This window comes from Rhodopseudomonas sp. B29, assembly GCF_000333455.1.
Classification (GTDB): Bacteria; Pseudomonadota; Alphaproteobacteria; order Rhizobiales; family Xanthobacteraceae; genus Rhodopseudomonas.
On record NZ_BADD01000147.1, the window covers coordinates 1 to 21,481 of the forward strand.

23 protein-coding genes, 1 tRNA gene, 1 other RNA gene and 3 pseudogenes are annotated in these 21,481 nt (G+C 64.9%); 6 read left to right on the top strand and 22 right to left on the bottom strand.

What is annotated here, in order from left to right; genetic code table 11:
- The coding region (locus I5M_RS33535; RefSeq protein WP_199900019.1) for a hypothetical protein at nt 1-639 on the bottom strand (639 nt) is incomplete at its 3' end.
- Between I5M_RS33535 and I5M_RS05475 the strand changes: the two are divergent.
- Nucleotides 632-1,462, top strand: a pseudogene (locus I5M_RS05475) (efflux RND transporter permease subunit); the annotation flags it as partial. The gene I5M_RS33535 and the pseudogene I5M_RS05475 sit on opposite strands and share 8 nt — an antisense overlap.
- Before the next feature lie 74 nt (nt 1,463-1,536).
- On the opposite strand, the gene I5M_RS05480 reads toward I5M_RS05475, so the two are convergent.
- The 18 genes and pseudogenes from I5M_RS05480 to I5M_RS05565 form a co-directional block, all read right to left on the bottom strand.
- Nucleotides 1,537-1,610: transfer RNA gene (locus I5M_RS05480), tRNA-Gln, on the bottom strand.
- Nucleotides 1,611-1,824: 214 nt separating this feature from the next.
- Nucleotides 1,825-2,007 (bottom strand): hypothetical protein, encoded by a 183-nt coding sequence (locus I5M_RS05485; protein ID WP_022720488.1) that lies wholly within the window; start codon nt 2,005-2,007, stop codon nt 1,825-1,827.
- Nucleotides 2,008-2,092: 85 nt separating this feature from the next.
- Nucleotides 2,093-2,269, bottom strand: a complete 177-nt coding sequence (locus tag I5M_RS31215) for a hypothetical protein (RefSeq protein ID WP_244431938.1) — start codon at nt 2,267-2,269, stop codon at nt 2,093-2,095.
- A gap of 13 nt (nt 2,270-2,282) precedes the next feature.
- Nucleotides 2,283-2,489: a hypothetical protein gene (locus I5M_RS05495; RefSeq protein WP_022720490.1), complete on the bottom strand. Its 207-nt coding sequence runs from the start codon at nt 2,487-2,489 to the stop codon at nt 2,283-2,285.
- Between the two features lie 250 nt (nt 2,490-2,739).
- Nucleotides 2,740-3,666, bottom strand: a complete 927-nt coding sequence (locus I5M_RS05500; RefSeq protein ID WP_051048664.1) for a cytochrome c — start codon at nt 3,664-3,666, stop codon at nt 2,740-2,742.
- Nucleotides 3,667-3,757: 91 nt separating this feature from the next.
- Nucleotides 3,758-4,294 (bottom strand): STY0301 family protein, encoded by a 537-nt coding sequence (locus tag I5M_RS05505; RefSeq protein WP_022720492.1) that lies wholly within the window; start codon nt 4,292-4,294, stop codon nt 3,758-3,760.
- On the bottom strand, nt 4,291-4,722 hold the full coding sequence (locus tag I5M_RS05510) for an STY0301 family protein (protein ID WP_022720493.1): 432 nt from the start codon (nt 4,720-4,722) through the stop codon (nt 4,291-4,293). Before I5M_RS05510 ends, I5M_RS05505 begins: the two co-directional genes overlap by 4 nt.
- A gap of 154 nt (nt 4,723-4,876) precedes the next feature.
- Nucleotides 4,877-5,494: a class I SAM-dependent methyltransferase gene (locus I5M_RS05515; RefSeq protein ID WP_244431939.1), complete on the bottom strand. Its 618-nt coding sequence runs from the start codon at nt 5,492-5,494 to the stop codon at nt 4,877-4,879.
- Nucleotides 5,495-5,505: 11 nt separating this feature from the next.
- Complete coding sequence (locus I5M_RS05520) at nt 5,506-7,017, bottom strand: Do family serine endopeptidase (RefSeq protein WP_022720495.1); 1,512 nt, start codon at nt 7,015-7,017, stop codon at nt 5,506-5,508.
- Nucleotides 7,018-7,204: 187 nt separating this feature from the next.
- Complete coding sequence (locus I5M_RS05525; protein WP_022720496.1) at nt 7,205-7,405, bottom strand: DUF2065 domain-containing protein; 201 nt, start codon at nt 7,403-7,405, stop codon at nt 7,205-7,207.
- A gap of 203 nt (nt 7,406-7,608) precedes the next feature.
- On the bottom strand, nt 7,609-8,565 hold the full coding sequence (hflC, locus tag I5M_RS05530; RefSeq protein WP_022720497.1) for a protease modulator HflC: 957 nt from the start codon (nt 8,563-8,565) through the stop codon (nt 7,609-7,611).
- The gene (hflK, locus tag I5M_RS05535; protein WP_022720498.1) at nt 8,562-9,713 is read right to left on the bottom strand and encodes an FtsH protease activity modulator HflK; all 1,152 of its coding nucleotides are present in this window, start codon (nt 9,711-9,713) and stop codon (nt 8,562-8,564) included. The genes hflC and hflK overlap by 4 nt, the downstream gene beginning before the upstream one ends.
- A gap of 164 nt (nt 9,714-9,877) precedes the next feature.
- Entirely contained in the window at nt 9,878-10,390 is a 513-nt protein-coding gene (locus I5M_RS05540) for a dihydrofolate reductase (RefSeq protein WP_031335467.1), read from the bottom strand.
- 23 nt (nt 10,391-10,413) lie between these two features.
- Complete coding sequence (locus I5M_RS05545) at nt 10,414-11,208, bottom strand: thymidylate synthase (protein ID WP_031335469.1); 795 nt, start codon at nt 11,206-11,208, stop codon at nt 10,414-10,416.
- Nucleotides 11,209-11,335: 127 nt separating this feature from the next.
- Nucleotides 11,336-12,853: pseudogene (locus I5M_RS29235) on the bottom strand (tripartite tricarboxylate transporter permease).
- Nucleotides 12,854-12,862: 9 nt separating this feature from the next.
- A complete protein-coding gene (locus tag I5M_RS05555) occupies nt 12,863-13,384 on the bottom strand; it encodes a tripartite tricarboxylate transporter TctB family protein (RefSeq protein ID WP_022720501.1) in 522 nt (173 codons plus the stop codon).
- 77 nt (nt 13,385-13,461) lie between these two features.
- Nucleotides 13,462-13,995: a chromate transporter gene (locus tag I5M_RS05560; RefSeq protein WP_031335471.1), complete on the bottom strand. Its 534-nt coding sequence runs from the start codon at nt 13,993-13,995 to the stop codon at nt 13,462-13,464.
- Complete coding sequence (locus tag I5M_RS05565) at nt 13,995-14,585, bottom strand: chromate transporter (RefSeq protein WP_022720503.1); 591 nt, start codon at nt 14,583-14,585, stop codon at nt 13,995-13,997. The genes I5M_RS05560 and I5M_RS05565 overlap by 1 nt, the downstream gene beginning before the upstream one ends.
- Before the next feature lie 122 nt (nt 14,586-14,707).
- On the opposite strand from I5M_RS05565, the gene ssrA reads away from it, so the two are divergent.
- The 5 genes from ssrA to I5M_RS05585 all read left to right on the top strand — a co-directional run bounded on the left by ssrA (nt 14,708) and on the right by I5M_RS05585 (nt 18,030).
- Nucleotides 14,708-15,076, top strand: a transfer-messenger RNA (tmRNA) gene (ssrA, locus tag I5M_RS31220).
- Between the two features lie 205 nt (nt 15,077-15,281).
- Complete coding sequence (locus I5M_RS05570; RefSeq protein WP_022720504.1) at nt 15,282-15,803, top strand: SspB family protein; 522 nt, start codon at nt 15,282-15,284, stop codon at nt 15,801-15,803.
- A gap of 80 nt (nt 15,804-15,883) precedes the next feature.
- Nucleotides 15,884-17,314: a class II fumarate hydratase gene (fumC, locus tag I5M_RS05575; protein ID WP_022720505.1), complete on the top strand. Its 1,431-nt coding sequence runs from the start codon at nt 15,884-15,886 to the stop codon at nt 17,312-17,314.
- A gap of 255 nt (nt 17,315-17,569) precedes the next feature.
- Entirely contained in the window at nt 17,570-17,758 is a 189-nt protein-coding gene (locus I5M_RS05580; protein ID WP_022720506.1) for a DUF4169 family protein, read from the top strand.
- Complete coding sequence (locus tag I5M_RS05585) at nt 17,755-18,030, top strand: ribbon-helix-helix domain-containing protein (RefSeq protein ID WP_022720507.1); 276 nt, start codon at nt 17,755-17,757, stop codon at nt 18,028-18,030. The genes I5M_RS05580 and I5M_RS05585 overlap by 4 nt, the downstream gene beginning before the upstream one ends.
- Nucleotides 18,031-18,088: 58 nt before the next feature.
- On the opposite strand, the gene I5M_RS29240 is transcribed toward I5M_RS05585, so the two are convergent.
- The 3 genes and pseudogenes from I5M_RS29240 to I5M_RS05595 all read right to left on the bottom strand — a co-directional run.
- Nucleotides 18,089-20,344 carry an AsmA-like C-terminal region-containing protein gene (locus I5M_RS29240; RefSeq protein ID WP_148287829.1) on the bottom strand — a complete coding sequence of 752 codons (2,256 nt, stop codon included), beginning with the start codon at nt 20,342-20,344 and terminating at the stop codon, nt 18,089-18,091.
- A gap of 20 nt (nt 20,345-20,364) precedes the next feature.
- Nucleotides 20,365-21,162, bottom strand: a complete 798-nt coding sequence (locus I5M_RS30845; RefSeq protein ID WP_051048666.1) for a hypothetical protein — start codon at nt 21,160-21,162, stop codon at nt 20,365-20,367.
- Nucleotides 21,163-21,184: 22 nt separating this feature from the next.
- Nucleotides 21,185-21,481 (bottom strand): annotated as a pseudogene (locus I5M_RS05595) (MFS transporter); the annotation flags it as partial.

The window sequence follows — 21,481 nt, forward strand, 5'->3', positions numbered from 1 at the left end:
TACCGCCCAATGCGCTCTGCCGCCGGCATAGATCGGCTTGTCTAGCAGCATCGTCTGTAGGTCGAAAAGATGGACTTTGTGNTGAGTAAGCAGGATGTATCCGTTGCGGCCGGCCTCACGCGATCGCGCCGGAAGCTTGTCATCCCGCAGAGGGTCGTCAACAAAGAAGATGACGCGTTGATACTTCTCCGTGCGGAGTTCACTCTCAGTAATTCCGCGCTTGCCGCCTTCTTCGACGATCCGTGGTCCTAATTGGACCGCATCTTTGCACTTCGCGGCACGCGGATTAAGGTTGGTGATATCGTTCGACGTGAATACGACCGGAACAATCGCATCATAATCTTTGTAGTAGTCGATATCGTTCAGACATAAAACGGCGCTGAATGAGGGCAGGGAAGTTGGCTTGTAGATGGTGCGCCCGTTGATCCGGAGTAGGGCGATTTGAGCGGGGTTCCTTTGATTGGTAGCCCAGCCAGCTGGTGCCAGCGCGGTCGGTTTTTCCTTAAGGTGATTCAACGTTCCTTCGAGACTGTAGCTGAGAAGTTCGGCCTTCGGTTCGCCGTTGACTTTGAACCTTGCGATTCCGTCTTTCACGTCGCGGCCAGCAGCCAGAGTTTCCTGCGTGCTCGCGAACAACATCTACATCAAATCGCCGACCACCGGCGACCAGGTGCCGCTCTCAGCTTTCGCGAAATGGACCACGGTGCCGGTGCGGCCGCTGTCGATCAGCCATCAGGGCCAATTCCCGGCAACCACGATCAGCTTCAACCTCGCCCAGGGCGCGGCGCTTGGCGACGCGACCCAAGCGGTGCAGCAGGCGATGGCCGAGATGGGCGCGCCGCCGACCCTCAACGGCAGCTTCCAGGGCACCGCGCAGGCGTTCCAGCAATCGCTGTCGACGGTGCCGCTATTGATCCTCGCGGCACTGGTCGTGGTCTATCTGATCCTCGGCATTCTCTATGAGAGCTACATCCACCCGCTGACGATTCTCTCCACCCTGCCCTCCGCCGGCGTCGGCGCGCTGGCGATCCTGATGGCGTTCGGCTTCGACTTCAGCCTGATCGCGCTGATCGGCGTCATCCTGCTCATCGGCATCGTGAAGAAGAACGGCATCATGCTGGTCGACTTCGCGATCGCCGCGGAGCGCGACGAGGACCTGTCGTCCGAAGAGGCTATCCGCAAGGCGGCGCTTCTACGCTTCCGCCCCATCATGATGACCACGATGGCGGCGCTGCTCGGCGGCGTGCCCTTGATGCTCGGCACTGGCACCGGGTCGGAAATCCGCCAGCCGCTCGGCTACGCCATGGTCGGCGGCCTCGCAGTGAGCCAGGTGCTGACGCTGTTCACCACGCCGGTCGTCTATCTTTATCTCGACCGCCTCTCCAACGCCCTCAACCGCTGGAGCCACCGCGGCGGCGCCGGCCACGGCACCGACGACGCGGTCAAACAGGCGGCGGAATAGCGTCGCCGCGCGCGCGTCGACCGAGTCGGAATGCGAAGCTGGCTTTGGAAGAAGCTCGGCTGACCTACCGAGACTGGCTGGGGAACCTGGATTCGAACCAAGACAAACAGAGTCAGAGTCTGTTGTGCTACCGTTACACCATTCCCCACCGGAATTGCCGTTGAAGATCAAAGCCTTGAGGCGACCGTCAGCAACAATAGGCGCCGGACGCGGCAGCAGAGGCGGCGGCGCGTCGGGTGTGGGCGACTTCTAACGGCCCGTGCCTGTCCCCGCAAGTGCTTCCTTGAACTGGCCGCCGGGATTTCGTTCGCGTTCCACGGCCAGCGCATGGCGTGCTCGGACGACGGCCGATCCAGCCTGACCTACCCCGTCGGCGACTCGTTGGGATCGCCCGGCTCCGGCAGCATGCCGGTGCCCGGTGTCTTCGCCTGGTCGGTCAGTTCGGGCTTTGCATGGGGCCCGGCCGACGGCTGTTCGGCTTTCGCGGGGGTGCGAGGGGCCTTGTCGTCGGCTGAGCCTTTCGGATCTCGCGGCGCATCGTTCATGGGTCGCCTCCTGCCGGCCGCGCTGCCAGCGCGACGCCTTGGCCAATCGCCGAGGCACGCCGATGTTCCAGACTGGCGGCCGCAATCACCGCCGGGCTTGCCACGAGATCAGCGCCCCGCGATGGATGGTGACGTATTCCCACAGCCAGTTCACGGCCACGGCTATCCGGCTCCGCAGGCCGATCAGGAAGTACACGTGCACTACGCCCCAGAACAGCCAGCCGAGTAATCCTTTCAGCCGTAGCCGGCCGAGCGGCATCACCGCGATGAAGAGATCAGTCCCTCTTCGGCCGCACTGGAGTCCAGGACGGCGGATCGCTGGCGGGGAAGGATTCATCCGAAGCCTCGGCGACATCGTCCCACGACTGTTCCGGATCGGCCATTGCCTCCGGGCCCGCGGTGCGGCCGTTGCCAGGCGACGATCCTTCGGCCTCGGCATCGTTCAGCGCTGCGCGTTTCCGCGTCGGCTTGTCGTCCTGCATGGTTAGCACTCCATCCATAGCGAAACCCGACGCTCGTAGAGCAGGAAGAGTCCCTGCCAGGCGACCGGGCCGAATGCTGTTGATGTGGCGCCGAAGCAGGCGGCGATCAAGCCGCACGCAGGTCGAAACGCAGAGTGAAATTGTCAGACGCTAAACTCGCCATCGCGAGGAGCGCCGCGACGAAGCAGTCCAGCTCCTTACACTGCGCTGGATTGCTTCGCTTCGCTCGCAATGACGTTGATAGGCCGTGTTAGGGCTGCGGCGTCGGTTTGGGCGGCAACGATTTGATGTAGGCGGCGATGGCGTCGCGATCGGTCTCGGGCAACATCGCGGTGTTGGTCACGACGTCCGCCATCGACGAGCCGACGCGGCCGTGGTTCGGCGTACGGCCAGTGGTCAGCACTTCGACGATGTCTTTCTTCGACCAGCTTCCCAGCCCCGTCGGCGTCAGGTTCGGGCAGAAGCCGGTGCCGATCGGATTCTTGCCGCCGGCTAATCGCGTGCCGTCCTTGATGCCGCCGAATACATCCCGGGACGAGTGGCACTCTGCGCAATGCCCGGGGCCTTCGACCAGAAAGCGCCCCCTGTTCCATTTCTCATCGCGGCGCGGATCTGGCATCAACATGCCGGGGCGGAAGTACAACAGCTTCCAGAAGCCGACGAAGCGGCGGATGTTGAGCGGCGGCGTCAATTCGTTCGGCGGCGGGCGCTGCGCGACAGGCTTCAGTGTCTTGAGATACGCGAACAGATCAGCGGCGTCCTGGATCGTCATCCGCGTGTAGCTCGGATACGGAAACACCGGATAGTAGTGACTGCCGTCGGGCGATACGCCGGTCAGCAGCGCATTGGCGAAATCCTTCAGAGTCCATTTGCCGATGCCGTAGTCCGGATCGGGCGAAATGTTCGGAGCGTGGAAGGTGCCGTAGGGCGACGCCAATGCCAGACCGCCGCCAAGATTCAGGCGGTCGCTCTGACCGGGCGAGGCATGGCATGATGAACAATCCCCGGCCGCAAACAGCAGCCTGCCGTTATCGGGATCGGCTGCGCGATCGAACGCCAATGCACGTTCGCGCTCCGAGATCGGATGCGGCCTCGTCAGTAACCATACCCCTGCGGAACCGGCGGCGGCGATCAGCAGGATCCCCCCGGCCACCAGCATCCCGCTTATTCGTCGCATCGATCATCCTTCGCCAGACGCGCTCTGCAAAAACGTCAATCGGACAAAGGTTCCAGATGGCGGCGGCGGCGTCCAGAGTGATTTGACGTGTTCAGCGACAGGTGAACACGGCGCTGGTGTAGAGATAGCGTGTCGTCGTTTCCGCGGTTGGCGGCCGCGACTTCTGGTAGCTCAACGTGCAGCGCTGCGTGGTGGTCGACAACGCCCGCTGCAGCGCATAGCCGCCCTCGTAGCGACAGGTGATCGCGAGCGGCGACTTGGGCGCCGGCAGGCCCTCGTCCGAGAGCTTGAAGGCGACTTCTCCGGAGTCCGCCGCATTGGCGCTGGCAGGCTTGGCGCTTTGCAACTCGTTGCTGGCGTCGGCCAGCGGCGCCACCTCGGCCGCGATCAGGCGGGCGCCGACCGGCGTGAAGTTCGGCTGAAACCCGGCGATGTCGTAGTCCCTGCCCGCGTAAGGCAGGCGTGCGACGCCGCTATAGCTGAGGTCGACCGTCGGCGGGCAAGCGATGGTCGCCGCGCCGCTCTGCGCGTGTGCGAGCGGGGCTGAGACGACGAAGGCGCTCAAAACCAGTATCGTCGGCCCGGCCGGTCGGCCATCGCGTCGGGACGTGTGTTCGATGATCGTCATTGCGATCCTACGCGTTCGCATTTGAACCCCGCTCGATCCATGCCCCAACTGGTGCCGCCCTGATCGGTGCTACGCAGGAACGCTGCCGTACAGAGATTCGGCTGACCAACCGAGCGGTGCAGTGTGATGCCGGCTTCGTAGACGCAGCTGACCCAGATATCGGTTTGCCCATCCGGCCGCCATTCGATCCGCCGCTGACCTTTGACGACGCCGGGCATCGGCGTCAGCTTGCCGCCGATCCGGCCGAACAAAGCGACGTCCTGCAGCCAAGCCTGCGACGTACTCCCACCGATCACCGGAACGAAGCCGACAATCTGCGCAGGCTTCGCCAATTTCGCATCCGTCGTCTCGATCCGCTCCGGGCAGGTGACGAGTTCGTCGGCCGACGATGCTAACGATGTAGTAACCATGATCGCTGCAGCGATCATCAAGGTTGCGGCTCTCCGTCGGAACATGACTCCCTCGTCAGTCGATCAGTACCGCCCATTTTGGCGCGCCGGGCCTGGATAGCGCACGGCGCCACGCCGCGACATCGGGCGAATGGATAGGGTGTCGATATTGACGAACGATGACGGATTTCGATCAGTTCGTCGCAGCGGCTTTTGGGCGAACGAACACATCGTAACGAACCGTCTTGCCGATGATCTGATGCGACGGCTTTCGCAGGTCCGGCGGCGGCGCGGCCCGCAGCGGCCATTTCAACACCACGCGTTTGCATTCCGCAGCGAGAGCCGCCTGCATCAGTTCGGCGACGTCGGGATCGGCGCCAACGAGGCCGCGGAGCAGGCGCATCTCCTGCTTCACCAGCGCGGTCTTGTTGCGTTCCGGATGCATGGGATCGACGGTGACGACATCGGCCGACAATTTCGGCAACAGCTCGCGCGCATCCGCGCGGATCAGCGTCATCCGCCCCTGCATGGCGGCGAGTTCGGGACTCTCCGCTTTTCCCACAGCGAGCGCTTCGGCAAGCAGCGCATGGACATCGGGCGAGCGTTCGATCAGCGTCACTGTTGCGCCCATCGAGGCGAGTAGGAAGCCATCGCGGCCGAGGCCCGCGGTGGCATCGATCACCCGTAGCGGACGCGACGGCGAGACGCCGGTTGCCTTGAGCAGCGCGTGGCTGCGGCCGGCATTGGAGCGAAACCGCCAGCCCACCGCGCCGCCGACAAAGTCGGCGGCGAGCGCAGGCGGTTCGCGCACCGACATGTCGCCTATTGCAGGCTCAGCGCTACGAAGCGCAATTCGCCGTTGCCGTTGGCTACCTGCAGCAGGGCCGCTTTCTTGCCGTCCTTCCTGAGCTGATCGATCCGCTTCTTGAAATCGGCGCCGCTCGACACCGGCTCCTGCTGGACCTCGACGATCACGTCGCCGGCCGACAGCCTCTTGTCGGCAGCGTCGGAGCCGTCATCGACACCGACGATCAGCACGCCCTTGACGCTGTCCTTGATCTTGTAGCGGCTGCGCAGATCCTTCGACAGCGCCGCCAGATCGAGGCCGAGCGCCTTCTGGGTCACCGGCTTGTCGGGCTCCGGCTGCGACTTGGCGGAAGCCGGCTCGGCCTTGGCATCGTCGGCCAGCCGGCCGAGCGTGACCTGCTTGGTCTCTTCCTTGCCCTTGCGGATCACGACGACATCGACGGTCTTGCCGACCGCGGTGTCGGCGACGATGCGCGACAGATCCTTCGGCTCCTTGATGTCGCGGCCGTCGAACTTGACGACGACGTCACCGGCCTCGATCCCAGCCGGCTTGGCCGGGCCCTTGTCGTCGACGCCGGCGACAAGCGCGCCGCGGGCCGGCTTGATACCGAGGCTGTCGGCGATCTCGTCGGTGACCTGCTGAATGCGTACACCGAGCCAGCCGCGGCGCAGTTCGCCGAACTGGCGGAGCTGATCGACCACCGGCGCCACGGTCTTCGACGGCACCGCGAAGCCGATGCCGATCGAGCCGCCCGACGGCGAGATGATCAGCGTGTTGACGCCGATGACTTCGCCGTTGAGGTTGAACAGCGGCCCGCCGGAATTGCCGCGATTGATCGCGGCATCGGTCTGGATGTAGCTGTCGTACGGCCCCGAATTGATATCGCGATTGCGCGCCGAGACGATGCCGGCCGTCACCGTGCCGCCGAGCGAGAATGGATTGCCGATCGCGATCACCCACTCGCCGAGCCGCAGCTTGTCGCTGTCGCCAAACTTCACCGTCGTGAGTGGCTTGCCGGCGGGCGGCGTGAACTTCAGGACAGCCAGGTCGGTCTTCTTGTCGACGCCGACCAGCGTGGCCTTGAACTTGGTGCCATCGTTCAAGATCACGTTGATCTCGTCGGAATCGGCGATGACGTGATTGTTGGTGACGACGATGCCGGACGCGTCGATGATGAAGCCGGAGCCGAGCGAATTGGTCTTGCGCGGACCACCGCCCTTCTCGCCGCGACGGTTCTTGAAGAAGTCGTCGAAGAATTCCTCGAACGGCGAGCCCGGCGGCAGCTTCGGCGCCGCACCACCCCCCTTGCTATCGTCCGAGGTCTTGGCTTCGACGGTCTGCGTCGTCGAGATGTTGACGACGGCGTCGATGACCTTCTCGGCGACATCGGCGATGCCCTCCGGCCCGCGCGCTGAAGCCGGCGCAGAGACGAAGGCGGCGCTGGCGCCGAGGCAGAGCGCCATCAGCAACGGCCTGACACGTGACGGCCTGATCACCGAGCTGAAGGCGGCAAGCGCTGCGGACATGGGCGGAAGCTCTCCTGAAATGGGCGAGATACGCCCTGAAATCTGCCTTGCGGGGACACTGCGCCCGATCCGGCGGTCGGCGCAAGCCTCGGAATCGATTGAACTTGCCTCAAGGGTCGGCCGGATTGCGGCAAAAAACCGGACCAATTCTCGGCGGAACATCGGAGTCTGAAGCGGACCCGAAAAACTAGTGCCGGATGGCCCAGATCAGCAACAGCCCACCGACTGCCGAGACGAGCCCGACGCCGCGCAGAATGTTGTCGGGGGTCTGCATCGCGGACTTCATCGCCTGACGCATCCAGGTCGGGCTCGCCGCGAACATCAGGCCTTCCAATACCAACAACACGCCCACGCCGATGAGCAGGTCGGCAAACGCGAAAGACCTCATGCTGGTCGTTCCTCCCGGTCGGGCGCCCTGCCCGCCTGTGCAGACTTCGTCAACGGGCACACATTGGTGGGCACCGCCGTACGAGGCGACGGCGCAACCGCCCGATGTTGTAATCGAGCCTTCACGGGAAGGCAAAAGCCGCGATAGCGCCCGTTAGCGTCGGTGAAAAGCTCCGCCGGCCCGCAGACCGGCGGAGCTCCATATCAGCGCGGCGCCGGAGCCGGTTGTGCGGGAGCCGGAGCCACCGGCGCGTCGGCCGCGGCCTGCGACCCCGAGACGGGCTTTCCGGCTTTGCCGCCGGCAGAGCCGAAGTAGCGGAAGAACTCCGAGTCGGGCCGCAGCAGGAAGCGCGTGTCGTTACTCTTGAGCGCCTGGTCGTACGCCGTCATCGAGCGGTAGAACGCGAAGAAGTCCGGGTCCTTCGAATAAGCGGAAGCGAACAGCCGGTTACGCTCGGCGTCGCCGGAGCCCCTGATTTGTTCGGCCTGCGAATTCGCTTCGGCCACGATCACCGTCGCCTCGCGATCGGCCTTGGAGCGGATTTCCTGCGCCTTCTGGCCGCCCTGAGCCCGGAACTCGGCGGCTTCACGCTGCCGCTCGGTCTGCATCCTTTGATACACGGCCTGGCTGTTCTGCTCCGGCAGATCGGCGCGGCGGATGCGCACGTCGACCACCGAGATGCCGTAGCCGTCGGCTTCGCGGTCGAGCTGGGTGCGGATCCGCCCCATCAGGGCTTCGCGCTCGTCGCGGACCACCTGGATGAACGTCACCTCGCCGAGCACGCGGCGCAGCGCGGCGTTCAGCAGCGTGGTGAGCTGGATGTTGGCGGCCGGAATGGTGCCGATGCTCTGATAGAAGCGCAGCGCGTTCTTGATGCGGTAGCGCGCGAAGGCGTCGACCACGAGCCGCTTCTGGTCCGACGCGATCACTTCCTGCGACGGGTTTTCCAGATCGAGGATGCGCTTGTCGATCGAGATCACCGTATCGACGAACGGCGCTTTGAAGTGCAGACCCGGGTCGGTGACGACGCGCACCGGCTCGCCCAATCGGACGACCAGCGCCTGCTCGGTCTGATCCACGGTGAACACCGAAGACCAGCCGACAATGATCACCACCAGCGCCAGGATCAGCGCGACGATACCTGCAATACCGGTTTTCATCGGTTGCCCCCGCTCTGCTGCTGGCCCTGCGTTTGCGGCGTGGGTGGCGTTCGCCGCGCCGACAACTCGTTCAGCGGCAGATACGGCACCACGCCCGAGTTGGCGCCAGTGCCCGGGTCGTAGATCAGCTTGTCGGCGGAGCCGAGGATACGTTCCATGGTCTCGAGATAGATGCGTTCACGCGTGACCTCGGGAGCCTTGCGATATTCCTCGTAGACGTCGAGGAAGCGCGCGCTCTGACCCTTGGCTTCCGCGATCGCCTGTCCCTTGTAGCCTTCGGCGTTCTGCAGGATCTGCGCGGCGCGGCCCTTGGCATCCGGAATCACACGGTTGGCATAGGTCTGGGCTTCGTTCTGCAGTCGCTCGAGGTCGGCACGCGCGGCCTGCACGTCGCGGAAGGCATCGATCACCTGTGACGGCGGATCGACCTTCTGCATCTGCACCTGCTGCACGAGCACGCCGGCGCCGTAGCTGTTCAGCGTCTTCTGCATCAGATCCTGAACGGCGTTCTCGATGGTCGTACGCGCGCCAGTGAGGATCGGCTGGATTTCGGAGCGGCCGATGACTTCGCGCATCGCGCTTTCGGCCACCGCCTTCACGGTGCCCGGCGGATTCTGGATGTTGAATAGGAAGTCACCGACGCCATCGGGCTTGATACGCCACAGCACGGTGAAGTCGACGTCGACGATGTTCTCGTCGCCGGTCAACATCAAGCTTTCTTCCGGCACGTCGCGCATGGTCGCGCCGCGCCGGGCCGGATCGTTGATCAGCGTCATGCCGATGCTGGTGGTGTTGACGCGCAGCGCCTTCGGCAACAGCACGGTCTCGATCGGATACGGCAGATGATAATTGAGGCCGGGCTGCACGGTGCGCACGTGCTTGCCGAAACGCATCACCACGCCCAGCTCTTCGGACTGCACGCGGAAGAAACCGGACAGGCCCCAGATCACCAGCGCGCCGAGCACGATGACGGCAATGCCGATGCCGCCGAGATGACCGCCGGGAAGCATCTGCTGAAGGCGATCCTGGCCGCGCCGCAACAGGTCTTCCAGATCAGGCGGCCGCGGCCCGGACGATTGCGGTCCCGTTCCCCACGGACCCTTCGGGCCAGAACCCCAAGGGCCACCGCCCTGATTCTTCCACGGCATCAATGATCTCCAAAGGCGGTTCCGCTCACATTCGCGGCCGCACGGCTGCCCGGCTTTATAGGGGACAGACACAGCAGGCACAACGCGCGTCGTTCCGCGTGACGACTGGCTGCCAGCTAAGGCCTGAACAGGGTTTTTCAATCGCAAACGCCGCCGCGGCGGCGTCAGGCCGCAGCGCAGCGTCGATAGGTCACATACGTGAAATCGGCCGTATCCTGAGGCCCGGCGGCGTGGCGTTCGCGGGCGTCTTCCCGCCAGTCGTGCTGGCCGAGCGGCGGAAAACAGGTATCACCCTGCGGGCTCGCATGAACCTGTGTCAGCTCCAGGCGGTCCGCACGAGGCAGCCAATGCGCAAAGACGTCGCTGCCGCCGATCACCGCAATTTCGGATATAGACCGCCGCAACGCATCGCCGCGCGCAACCTGCTCGGCAGCCTCGAACGAGTTGGCCACCACAGCGCCTTTCGCTGTGAATCTGGCGTCGCGCGTTACCACGATATTGGTGCGCCCGGGCAGCGGCCGGCCGATCGACTGCCAGGTCTTGCGGCCCATGATCACTGGCTTGTTCAGCGTCAGCTGTTTGAAACGCTGCAGATCCGATTTCAGCCGCCACGGCATCGCACCAAGGTGCCCGATGACGCCGTTCTCCGCGACGGCGACGACGAGAACGATCTCGATCCGAACCTCCGCGGCGGTGCTACTCACACCGCCACCTCGGCCTTGATGTGCGGATGCGGGTCGTAGCCGTGGAGTGTGAAATCTTCGTAGCGGAAGCCGAAGATGTCTTTCACATCCGGATTGAGCGTCAGCGTCGGCAACGCGCGTGGCGCGCGGGTGAGTTGCAGCCGGGCCTGCTCCAAATGATTGGCGTAGAGATGCGCATCACCGAGCGTGTGAACGAAATCGCCTGGCTTTAGCCCTGTGACTTGCGCGATCATCATCGTCAGCAACGCGTAGGACGCGATGTTGAATGGCACGCCGAGAAACACGTCCGCCGAGCGCTGATAGAGCTGGCACGAAAGTTTGCCGTTCGCCACGTAGAACTGAAACAAACAATGACACGGCGGCAGCGCCATCTTCTCGACGTCGGCGGGATTCCACGCGGTGACGATCAGCCGGCGTGAGTCCGGGTTGCGCTTGATCATCTCGACGACATTGCTGATCTGGTCGATCGAGCCGCCATCCGCCGTCGGCCAGGAGCGCCATTGCGCGCCATACACCGGGCCGAGATCGCCGTTCTCGTCGGCCCACTCGTCCCAGATGGTGACGCCGTTGTCCTGCAGATATTTGATGTTGGTGTCGCCCTGCAGAAACCACAGCAATTCGTGAACGATCGCCTTGAGCGGCAGCCGCTTGGTCGTCAGCATCGGAAAGCCGGCCGAGAGGTTGAAACGCATCTGATGGCCGAACACCGACAGCGTGCCGGTGCCGGTGCGGTCGTGCTTTTCAGCGCCGTCGCTGAGGATGCGTTCGAGCAGGTCGTGGTACTGGATCATGTCGGCCGATTTGCTGAAGGGACGCCGCTGCGCGCGCGTCATCTGGAGCGCAACATGCCCCTGCAGCAGCGAATCGGCAAGGCGGGAACCCCGGGTGCGCGGCTCCCTTCAACGCCTTTTGCGCCCGTCAGCTCTCCGATTCGACGAACACTTCGTCGCGCTTGCGGCGCAGCGACGGCAGCACGGCCAGCACCAGCAGCCCCGCGGCAACCGCCAACAGGCACGCCGACAGCGGCCGCGTGACGAACACGCTGGCGTCGCCGCGCGAGATCAGCAGCGCCCGGCGCAGGTTCTCTTCCATCAGCGGGCCCAGCACCATGCCGAGCAGCAGCGGCGCCGGTTCGAAATCGTGCTTGACCAGCCAATAGCCGACCAACCCGAACACGCCGGCGAGGATGACGTCGACCGGCGCGTTGTTCACGGAATAGATGCCGATGCAGCAAAACACCACGATGGCAGGAAACATCAGCCGATACGGGCACGCGCAGCAACCCAACCCAAATTCCGACCAGCGGCAGGTTGATGATGAACAACTTCAATTGCCGATCCACATCGAGGCGATCATGCCCCACACGAGATCCGGCTGCTTCTGCATGACCTGCGGACCAGGCACGATGCCGTGGATGGTCATGGCGCCGACCATCAGGGCCATCACGGCGTTCGGCGGAATGCCGAGGGTCAGCAGCGGGATGAAGGAGGTCTGCGCCGCGGCGTTGTTGGCACTCTCCGGCGCCGCAACACCTTCGATCGCGCCGCGGCCGAACCGCTTCGGATCGCGCGAAATCTTCTTCTCCAGCGTGTAGGCGGCGAACGACGCGATGACTGCGCCGCCGCCCGGCAGGATGCCGAGAATCGAGCCAAGGATGGTGCCGCGGGCAATCGCCGGAGCCGAATCGATCATGTCCTTTCGGGTCGGCATCAGGCCGGTGATCTTCTGCTGCACCAGCTGACGATCCATCTCCGAGCCGGCGTCGAGATTTCGGATGATCTCGGCGAAGCCGAACACGCCCATTGCCACGGTCGCAAAGCCGAGGCCGTCGGCGAGCTCGGGAATGCCGAAGCTCATGCGCGACACACCGGTCTCGATGTCGGACCCGACCATCGACAGCAACAGGCCGAACACGATCATGGCGATCGCCTTCAGGACCGAGCCCTTGGCCAGCACCACCGCGAAGATCAGGCCAAGCACCATCAGCGAGAAGTACTCGGCCGGGCCGAACGCCAGCGCGATCGAGGTCAGCGGCGCACCAAGCAGCGCGATCAGCACCGTGGCGAAGCAGCCGGCGGCGAACGAGCCGATTGCGGCGATGGCGAGCGCCGGACCGGCGCGGCCCTGCTTGGCCATCTGGAAGCCGTCGAGTGCCGTCACGACCGAGGTCGCCTCCCCCGGAATGTTGACCAGGATCGACGTGGTGGAGCCACCGTACTGCGCGCCGTAATAGATGCCGGCGAGCATGATCAGCGCGCCGACCGGCGGCAGACCGAACGTGATCGGCAGCAGCATCGCCACCGTGGCGATGGTGCCGATGCCGGGCAGCACGCCGATCAGCGTCCCGACCAGGGCGCCGATCAGGCAGAGCAGCAAGTTCATCGGCGACAGCGCGACGTGGAAGCCGAGCGCGAGATTGGAAAACAGCTCAAACATCGCGGCCGCTCACTTGCCCAGGAATGACGGATAGAGATCGAGCGGCAGCCCCAATGCGTAGGGAAACAACAGGCTGCAGGCCAGCGTAAGCAAGGCGCCGACGATGATCGTCTCGAGCCATCGGGTCTCCGGCGTGCCGAGGGCGGCGATCAGGAAGCTTGCAAAGGTCGTGACGATCAGACCCACCGGCCGGATCGACAGCGCGAAGAACGCGATTGCCAGCGACACGAACAGCGGTCCGCGCCAGGCGAAGGCCGCCATCTTCTCACCGTCGACCATCACACCGGTGACGGTGAGTGCGGCGCCGAGCGCAAGCAGGATCACCGCGAACATTCGCGGCGCAGTGCCCGGGCCGAACGAGAAACCATGCATGCCCTGCAGATCGCTGGCGGCCCATAGCGCGAACGCCGCGACTGCCATCAGCACCAGTCCGCCAACGAAATCCTGCGGTCCGCGAATCCAGCTTGGGAAAATGGAGGCGCGGCCTGGAGCGTGGTCGCTCCGCGCGTCAGCCCTTGGCGCGTCGGTCATGGTTTGCTCCCCCTGTATCAGGCTGTTATCGCCCGTTGTCGCTCCCGCGACTTGGAATTCGTGGGTACCGGCTTTCGTTACACAATGCCAGCGAAACCCAGAATGCCCCCCGCAAGCAGCAACCACAACGGATTTAGACGTGTGGTCGCAGCAAGTACGGCAGCGCTCGCAGTGACCAGGAACGCCGCAGTCGTGCGGTCGGTGGTCGACGCGAGAATCCAGCCGCTCGCCGTCATCAAGCCGATCGATAGCGGCACCAGCGCCGATTGAATGAGCGCCGGCCAGGGTGACCGGCTCGAGCGACCGAGCAACCGGCTGACACACAACGCCAGCACGGCTGTGGGTCCGCACATCGCCAGAGTTGCCACAAGTGCCCCGACGACGCCGGCAACTTGATAGCCGATCATCGTCACGATCATCACGTTCGGGCCCGGCGACAGTTGCGCGATCGCAAAAGCGTCGGCGAACTGCAGCTCCGTCAGCCAGTGCTGCGACGTCACGACGATGCGATGGATCTCGGGGATCGCCGCGTTGGCGCCGCCGATCGCGAACAGCGACATCATGGCGAAGCGCAGTGCCAATGATCCAAGCGAAGTAGTGCCGCCGTCCATTATGCGGACCGCCTGCGCAGCCAGGTCACCAAGATACTTCCGGGAATGGCCACCGCCAGCACCCACGGCATCGGCCAACGCAGCAGGCCGACGGCGACGAACACCGCGGCAAGTAACAGCACGGCGACGGGATCGCGGCGGCGCAGCAGCGGCACCAGCATCTTGAAGCTGACGGCGAACAACAGTCCGACCGCGACGCAAGCAACGCCGCCGAGCGCACGCCGCAGCGCGCCGAGCTCGCCGAAATGTACGTACAGCGCCGCCAGGATGGTCATCACCACCACAGGCGGACCGATCAGACCGGTGAAGGCCGCGAAGGCGCCCGGAACGCCGCGGAACCGCGCGCCGAACACCATCGACAGATTGACGATGTTCGGTCCTGGCATGAAGTGGCAGAGCGCGAAGGTCTCGTTGAACTCTTCCGCCGTCATCCAGCGATGCCGCTCGACGATCGCCCGGCGAGCGAACACCAGCACCCCGCCGAAGCCGGACAGCGACATCTTGGCGAATTCCACGAACAATTCGCCGAGCCCAGGGGGCTCTGCGACGGCTGGAACCGCGGTGGGAGTGGCGGAGGAGTCGAGCGCCATGGCCAACGTCTAGAACGTCGGGGAACAGGCCACCATCGGTATTTACGCGCGCCGGGTCTGCCGCCGAAGCGGTTGTGGCCCTGCCGGAGCCTGGGGATTCGGTCATAGCACCGCACCCAAGCCCCCTTCCGCCGGACCGCGGCGCCCCCTATATTGGGAAGGTCGGGGCAACCCGACTATGGAAATAAACGGCCGTCGTAATAAACCATTCGGACCCGGGGGCGGTACCCGGCGCCTCCACCAAAGCCCACTGATTTCGTTGGAAAATCGCGGGTTTCGGCGGGGGCGAAATAGGATCGACGAGGGCGTAAAGGGCTTGCTTTTTCCCGGTATTGTTCCGCCGTTATCGGGCTACTGCAATAGTTGCCAACGACAACTTTGCTCCGGTTGCTCAGGCTGCGTAACGCAGTTTGAAAGACCACTTTAAAGTCCTAACGGGTTAAGCTCCGTTAGGCGGGGTTCGGAGGCACCTGGCAACAGAAGCCTCCACTTATCTTCCAAGTTCCTCCCTTCATCCTCGGTTCAGCCGCGCCGCTGCACCTTTCCACGGCAAGAAATCGCACAATATTCAGCTTCGGGGCCTGCTGACCACGAGCGGCTGCCGGAGTAGCATCGGCGTTCCGAGAGTCGGGGCATCGTTGATCCCGCAGCCGGGCGACGCCGAATCAGCGAGCAGACAACAGCAGCGGACGACACATGGCCACCGATCACATCCGATACGATGTTCTCGCCCGAGACGCGCTACGCGGCGTGCTGCGCCACGTGCTCACCGATGTCGCCCAGCACGGCCTGCCCGGCGAGCACCATTTCTTCATCACCTTCCTGTCGAAGGCCGACGGCGTGAAGCTGTCGCCGCGCCTGCTCGCGCAATATCCGGAAGAGATGACGGTGATCCTGCAGCATCAGTTCTGGGATCTGGTCGTCACCGAAGACCGCTTCGAGGTCGGCCTGTCGTTCGGCGGCATTCCGGAGCGGCTGGTGGTGCCGTTCTCGGCGATCAAGAGCTTCTTCGATCCATCGGTGCAGTTCGGTCTGCAGTTCGAGACGGCCGACGCCAATGCGGATGCCGCCGATCAGGATGGATCTGTGGTCAGCGCCCTCCCCACCTCGCCGGCGCCGGCGGACGTCGTTCCGGCGCCGAGCCCGGCCGACGAGCCCGACCGGCCCAACGACGGCGGCGCCGAAGTTGTGCGGCTCGACCGGTTCCGCAAGAAGTAACTCATAGCCTTCCCGGATCGTCCTGCCGGCGCCGGCGTTGCCGGTCTGCCGATCGTTTCGTTTCAGCAGGACGCTTGCCGATGGCCCGTAAAGCCCGCCCCGCCGCCTCCGCGGCGCATACCCGCAGCGAAACCGACAGCTTCGGCGCGATCGATGTCGCGTCCGATCGCTACTGGGGCGCGCAGACCGAACGCTCGCGCCGCAACTTTCGCATCGGCTCCGACCGCATGCCGATCGGCATCGTTCACGCGCTGGCCATCGTCAAACTCGCCGCCGCCGAAACGAACCGCGACCTCGGCCTGCTCGATCAGCGCCGTGCCGGCGCCATCGTCCGCGCCGCCCGCGAGGTGATCGAGGGCAAGCTCGACGATCACTTCCCGCTGGTCGTGTACCAGACCGGCTCCGGCACTCAGACCAACATGAACGTCAACGAGGTGATCGCCAATCGCGCCAACGAACTCCTCGGCAGCGAGCGCGGCGCCAAGAAGCCGGTGCACCCGAACGATCACGTCAACATGAGCCAGTCGTCGAACGACTCGTTCCCGACGGCCATGCACATCGCAGCGGCGCAGAAGATCGCCGCCGACCTGCTGCCTGCCCTGACGATGTTGCACGATGCGTTGCGGAAAAAAGAAAAGGCCTTCGCCGGCATCGTCAAGATCGGCCGTACGCACACCCAGGACGCGACGCCGCTGACGCTGGGCCAGGAGTTCTCCGGCTACGCCGCACAGGTCGGCAGCTCGATCGCGCGTATCAAGATGGCGATGAAGGAGCTCTATCCGCTGGCGCAAGGCGGCACCGCGGTCGGCACCGGCCTCAACGCGCATCCGAAGTTTGCCGTCGCCTTCGCCAAGCGCGTCGCGGCGATTACCAAGCAGCCCTTCGTCACCGCCGCTAACAAGTTCGAAGCGCTGGCCGGCAACGACGCCTATGTGTTCGTTCACGGCGCGCTGAATTCCGCCGCCACCGCGCTGTTCAAGATCGCCAACGACATACGCCTGCTCGGCTCGGGGCCGCGCTCCGGCCTCGGCGAACTGATCCTGCCGGAGAACGAGCCGGGCTCGTCTATCATGCCCGGCAAGGTCAACCCGACGCAGTGCGAAGCCGTGACCATGGTGTGCTGCCAGGTGTTCGGCAACGAGACCACGATCTCGATCGCCGGCAGCCAGGGCCATTTCGAACTCAACGTCTACAAGCCAGTGATGGCGCAGGCGATGCTGCAGTCGATCGGATTGATCGCCGACGCCGCACGCTCGTTTACCGAGCATTGCATCGACGGACTCCACGCTGACGAGCAACGCATCGGCGAACTGATGCAGCGCTCGCTGATGCTGGTAACTGCCCTGGCGCCGAGCATCGGCTACGACAACGCGGCGAAAATCGCCAAGACGGCCCATCAGCGCGGCACCACGCTGAAGGAAGAAGCGCTGCGGCTCGGATTAGTCAGCGAGGCTGAATTCGACCGCGTGGTGCGGCCGGACAAAATGACGCGGCCCGGTTCGCCGAAATGATGTTTGGTGACGAGCCCAATTGCGGCATCGGAAATTGATGTAAATCATAGCCTTGGCGTACGCGGATTGATCAACTCCTCCCGCGGCGTTGTCGTTTGGTAATTATATTTCGCCTGGGGCGAAGCAGTTTCCAGTGACTTGTCGCAGCGATATGGACTGTTCTTGATGGTGATCGAGCCGCTGATGGCCGCGTGCAATTTTGCACGAACCGAAGGCGCCGCCCGTTGCCGAGATAATCGACGATAGGTGTGCGCAATGGCTGATGTGGTCAATTTGAAACGCTTCAAGAAACGAGCCGAGCGGGATCAAGCCGCGAAGCTCGCCGACGCAAATCGTGCACGGTTCGGCAGGACCAAATCGCAACGTGAGCTGGACGAGAAGCAGGCCAGCCGCGCCAATCAATTGCTCGATCAACATCAAATAGGTGGCGAGGACGCGTCATGAAATCGCCGGTCGTCAAACGGTCGATCGTGGTCGCGGGCCACAAGACCAGCGTCAGCCTCGAAGAGGCTTTTTGGAACGGCATGAAAGAGATCTCCAGCGTTCGCGACATGACCTTGTCCGAACTCGTTGGGGAGATCGACAGCAACCGCCAGCAGGGCAACCTGTCGTCGGCGATCAGGCTGTTCGTGCTCGATTACTTCCGCAGCCGCGCTGTGCAACAGCAGGCCGCACTCGCCGAGCAAAAGGCCGAGACCACGCTGACGGCGCACTGAGCGCCGGTCTGCTGGTTTGGGACGCATGCGTCCTGACCGCGTTGCGGTCAGGTGACCCTCAATAGGGCGAAGTTGCCGGTGCCAGATTGACCGGCGGACGCAGCCGTGTCGGTCGCGCATCTCCGGGTGCTGGCTTGATCTCCAAAGGCGGCGGCAACGGTGCAGCGCGTTCGCGTAGAGCCTCGTGCGCAGCTTGTGCGGCGGCTGGGTTCGGCGGCGAAGCAGGACGCTGCGGCGGGATCGCATGTGGTGCTGAACTGGACGTGGCCGGCGGGCTGACCCGCGGCGGTTGCGGGCGTGGCTTGGGCACCACCCGGCGTGGGTCTGCATCCGGCAGCGGCGTCGGCGAGACGACCGCCGAATCGTCCTTGGCTGAATCGGGCTTGGGCGCGGGCGGCTCGGCTGGCGCAGGGGGCTGCGTGGCGGCGTTCGCGTCCGGTTTCGGCGCGTCCGGCTTTGCAGCGTTGAGCGGCGCTGGGCTCGGCTGAGCCGGCCCAGGCTTTGCGGATTCGGGCTTAGCCGATTCCGGGGCGACCTGCGGCCTTCCGGAATCGGTCTCCCCCGGCTTCGGAGTGGCATCGGCCGGCGCAGCCGGGGTGCTTGCGGGCGCAGCCTGCCGCTCCAATGCCTGCAGCTTCTTCGTCTCGCGATCGATGCGCCGTACGGCCAACCAGGACGATAATGCGGACAGATCGACAGTTCGCACCAAATGGTCGGGCGGACCCGCGGCGAAAATCCGGATCTCGGGTGCGGCGCCCGGCCCTGCATCAGCCATCGTTAATGTCGCGCGAAGGTCGGCCTGTCCGGCCGGAATGTCGTAGCCGCCGGCAACAACGGCGCGCACGCCTTGGCTCTGGAGTGACGTCGCGGCGATGGACAAGCGTCCGTCGGAGAGGCTGAGCGGAAACTGCGCGTTGTCGAGCGCGAGCTTCCCATTCGCGAGAGCCGGCTCGACCACTGCCGAAAGCTGGCGATCATCGATCGCCTGGCCCGCATCGCCGGCGGCGATCTCTACCTCGAACGCTTTCACGCCGAGGCCCGGCAGCTCGGCGTGATCGAGCGTCAGCGTGCCACCGCCCGACAAGGCGCCCATCAGCGCCGCCGCGCTGCGGCCGGTGCTGGCCAGGCTGGCTTTTAGCGTTGCCTTGCCGGCCGGCGTCACCAGGTCGCCGTAATGCAGCGCCGAGCCGTCGGCGCTGTTGAGCGAGACCTTCCCGGTCAACGCAAGGCCGCCATCGCCTGGCCGAGCCGTAAGCGTCGCCGCGGCCTCACCGCCGCCGAGTTTACCGGTCGTCTCCAGCGTCAGCGCCTGGCCGTCGCTGCGCAGCACGCCGTCGAGCGGCTGCAGCTTCGAGCCGCCCGGCAGTCCGGCCGTAAGCGCATGAACCGTCACCTTGCCGCGCCAGCCGCTGGTCAAGCCGCGGCCGAGAGGTGCATCGCGATCGCGGCCGGCGGCTCCGATGGCGAGCTGGACAGCCGGCGCCACTGAAATCGAATCGAAACCCGCCTCGCCTTCCACGGTCGGCCGGTCGCCGCGCGTCACCACCAGCCGCCCTCGCATGCGGCCATCACCGACGCCGGCATCGATGTCGTTGAACGTCCAGGTCTTGCCGGCAACAGCGAGGCGCGAAGCCAGGCTGATGCGCCCGGCGTCGCCGCCCTGCGGATCAAGCCCAAGCAGCGGCAACAGATCGAGTCGCGGCGCACGCACCATCAGAGCGGCCTTGGGTTCGGCGGCCCACGGCTCGACCTTCCCCTCGGCAGCAAGATCGAGCGCGATCCCGGTCAGATGCGCCTTTAGCTGGATCGCGGCGCGCCAGCGTCCCGAGCCCGAGAGATCGAGCTTGCCCGCGCCGCCGCCCGCCGACACCGCGCCATCGAGTCCGGCAAGCGCAAGTAACGTCTGAGCCTGCGGCGCAGCCAGGGCCGCCTTCGCCGTGACTTCGCTCTTCGCAAGTGTGTCGAGATCGAAGGACTTGATATCAGACGCCTTTGGCGTTGCTTCGAATCTCGCCGAACCACTGAGTTGCGGGGCATCGAGCGCGAGCTCGGCGGCAGCCTGAACCTGCCCTCCCTTCGCCTTGTTAGGAGCGAGCCGGAGCGAGAGTCGCGCCTGCGCGGGGCCGGCTTCGTTACTCATCGCCTTCAGCCGGGCGGCTGTGTCCGGGCTGAAAGGTGACAATGCGTCCGCCATGGCGACAAGCGACGGAGCATTGGCGGTGAGTGAGAGATCGCCCCCGGCGCTGCGGCGATCGAGCGTGCCTCGGCCTTCTACCACGACGCCGGCACTTCCGGTCTTGAACCGGTCGACCACGACCTGATCGGGACTGTAGCTTAGCCGGGCCGACAACGGCTGCCAGCTCTGCCCGCTCCACTTGGCGCGGCAAGATCGAGATCCAGATCAGCCGCGTCGGGCCACCCGGCCCCCCTGTTGTTGTCGTCACCGAGCAGCGAGCGTATCAGCCCCTTGGCGATTTCGAGGTCTGCGGAATTCCCCGGCCAGGGCAACATCGAGGTGCGAGCCTGCTGCGGCGTCGCCGCGCGAAAAGCCAAGTGTCCCTGCAATTTGCCGCCGTCCCTCTCCAGGACGAGGCGGTCCACTGCCAGATGACTTTCAGAAACGCTGATATCACCTTGCGCCTTCAGCGGTTTCGCCGCGCCAGTGGCAGGCGCGGCGCGGCCCTGCAACCATGCAGCGAGGAGCGCAGGATCGCTGGAGTCGACAACCAGGCTTGCCTTGATGCCGCCTTGCGGTTTGGCACTCACAGCATTGCTGCCGCTCATGACCAGGTGCGAGCCGCCCGGCGCGCGAAGGTCTGCCTGTTCGATTGACAAGCTCGTGGCATCGCCGCGTAGCACCGCGGTTACGTCGGTGACGGCGCGGCCGCCGATCATGATCTGATCGGTGTCGAGGCTGATCCGAGCCGGCAGCGGTGGCTGCGGCAGCGATGCCAAAAAGTCCCGTAGCTTGCCGAGCCACGCCGCCGCGTTCTGGTCGCCGTCTTTCGCCAGCAAGCGATCGAGGTCGAGCTGCTTGGCGGCGAGCGCAGCATCGATCCGCGGTGCAGCGCCGAAGCGGATGTCGGCACGGCCGTTCAGCTTCAGCGCCTTTTCGCCCTCGCCGTAGGTCATTTCAAGCTGCTCGCACGTGGCCCTGCGCCGCAGCCAGCACCGCCGGATTGGAGGTCTTGGCGTCGGTGTAGGGGATCTCCTTGTCGTTCACCATCACCTTCACGCCCGAGCCGGCCGGAGCCTTCACGGTCGAGTACTTGATCGACGACTGCGACAGGAACGCACGCGCGGTGTCGCAGGGCGCGGTGAACACGCGGGTGCCGACCGGGTTGAACAAGTCACCGCAGCCCGCCGGATCAGCGACGACCTGGACCTTGACGGTCTCGATCGCCTTTTCCAGCGCCGGGTTGGCGTAGGTGGTGATCGCCCGGAAGATCGG

Excerpts from the sequence above, each read along its gene's own strand:
- I5M_RS05485 (WP_022720488.1), bottom strand. The coding sequence starts at position 2,007 with ATGAACGATGCGCCGCGAGATCCGAAAGGCTCAGCCGACGACAAGGCC.
- I5M_RS05495 (WP_022720490.1), bottom strand. The coding sequence starts at position 2,489 with ATGCAGGACGACAAGCCGACGCGGAAACGCGCAGCGCTGAACGATGCC.
- I5M_RS05500 (WP_051048664.1), bottom strand. The coding sequence starts at position 3,666 with ATGCGACGAATAAGCGGGATGCTGGTGGCCGGGGGGATCCTGCTGATC.
- I5M_RS05505 (WP_022720492.1), bottom strand. The coding sequence starts at position 4,294 with ATGACGATCATCGAACACACGTCCCGACGCGATGGCCGACCGGCCGGG.
- I5M_RS05510 (WP_022720493.1), bottom strand. The coding sequence starts at position 4,722 with ATGATCGCTGCAGCGATCATGGTTACTACATCGTTAGCATCGTCGGCC.
- I5M_RS05520 (WP_022720495.1), bottom strand. The coding sequence starts at position 7,017 with ATGTCCGCAGCGCTTGCCGCCTTCAGCTCGGTGATCAGGCCGTCACGT.
- I5M_RS05525 (WP_022720496.1), bottom strand. The coding sequence starts at position 7,405 with ATGAGGTCTTTCGCGTTTGCCGACCTGCTCATCGGCGTGGGCGTGTTG.
- hflC (WP_022720497.1), bottom strand. The coding sequence starts at position 8,565 with ATGAAAACCGGTATTGCAGGTATCGTCGCGCTGATCCTGGCGCTGGTG.
- hflK (WP_022720498.1), bottom strand. The coding sequence starts at position 9,713 with ATGCCGTGGAAGAATCAGGGCGGTGGCCCTTGGGGTTCTGGCCCGAAG.
- I5M_RS05545 (WP_031335469.1), bottom strand. The coding sequence starts at position 11,208 with ATGATCCAGTACCACGACCTGCTCGAACGCATCCTCAGCGACGGCGCT.
- I5M_RS05555 (WP_022720501.1), bottom strand. The coding sequence starts at position 13,384 with ATGACCGACGCGCCAAGGGCTGACGCGCGGAGCGACCACGCTCCAGGC.
- I5M_RS05560 (WP_031335471.1), bottom strand. The coding sequence starts at position 13,995 with ATGGACGGCGGCACTACTTCGCTTGGATCATTGGCACTGCGCTTCGCC.
- I5M_RS05565 (WP_022720503.1), bottom strand. The coding sequence starts at position 14,585 with ATGGCGCTCGACTCCTCCGCCACTCCCACCGCGGTTCCAGCCGTCGCA.
- I5M_RS05570 (WP_022720504.1), top strand. The coding sequence starts at position 15,282 with ATGGCCACCGATCACATCCGATACGATGTTCTCGCCCGAGACGCGCTA.
- fumC (WP_022720505.1), top strand. The coding sequence starts at position 15,884 with ATGGCCCGTAAAGCCCGCCCCGCCGCCTCCGCGGCGCATACCCGCAGC.
- I5M_RS05580 (WP_022720506.1), top strand. The coding sequence starts at position 17,570 with ATGGCTGATGTGGTCAATTTGAAACGCTTCAAGAAACGAGCCGAGCGG.
- I5M_RS05585 (WP_022720507.1), top strand. The coding sequence starts at position 17,755 with ATGAAATCGCCGGTCGTCAAACGGTCGATCGTGGTCGCGGGCCACAAG.
- I5M_RS30845 (WP_051048666.1), bottom strand. The coding sequence starts at position 21,162 with ATGACCTACGGCGAGGGCGAAAAGGCGCTGAAGCTGAACGGCCGTGCC.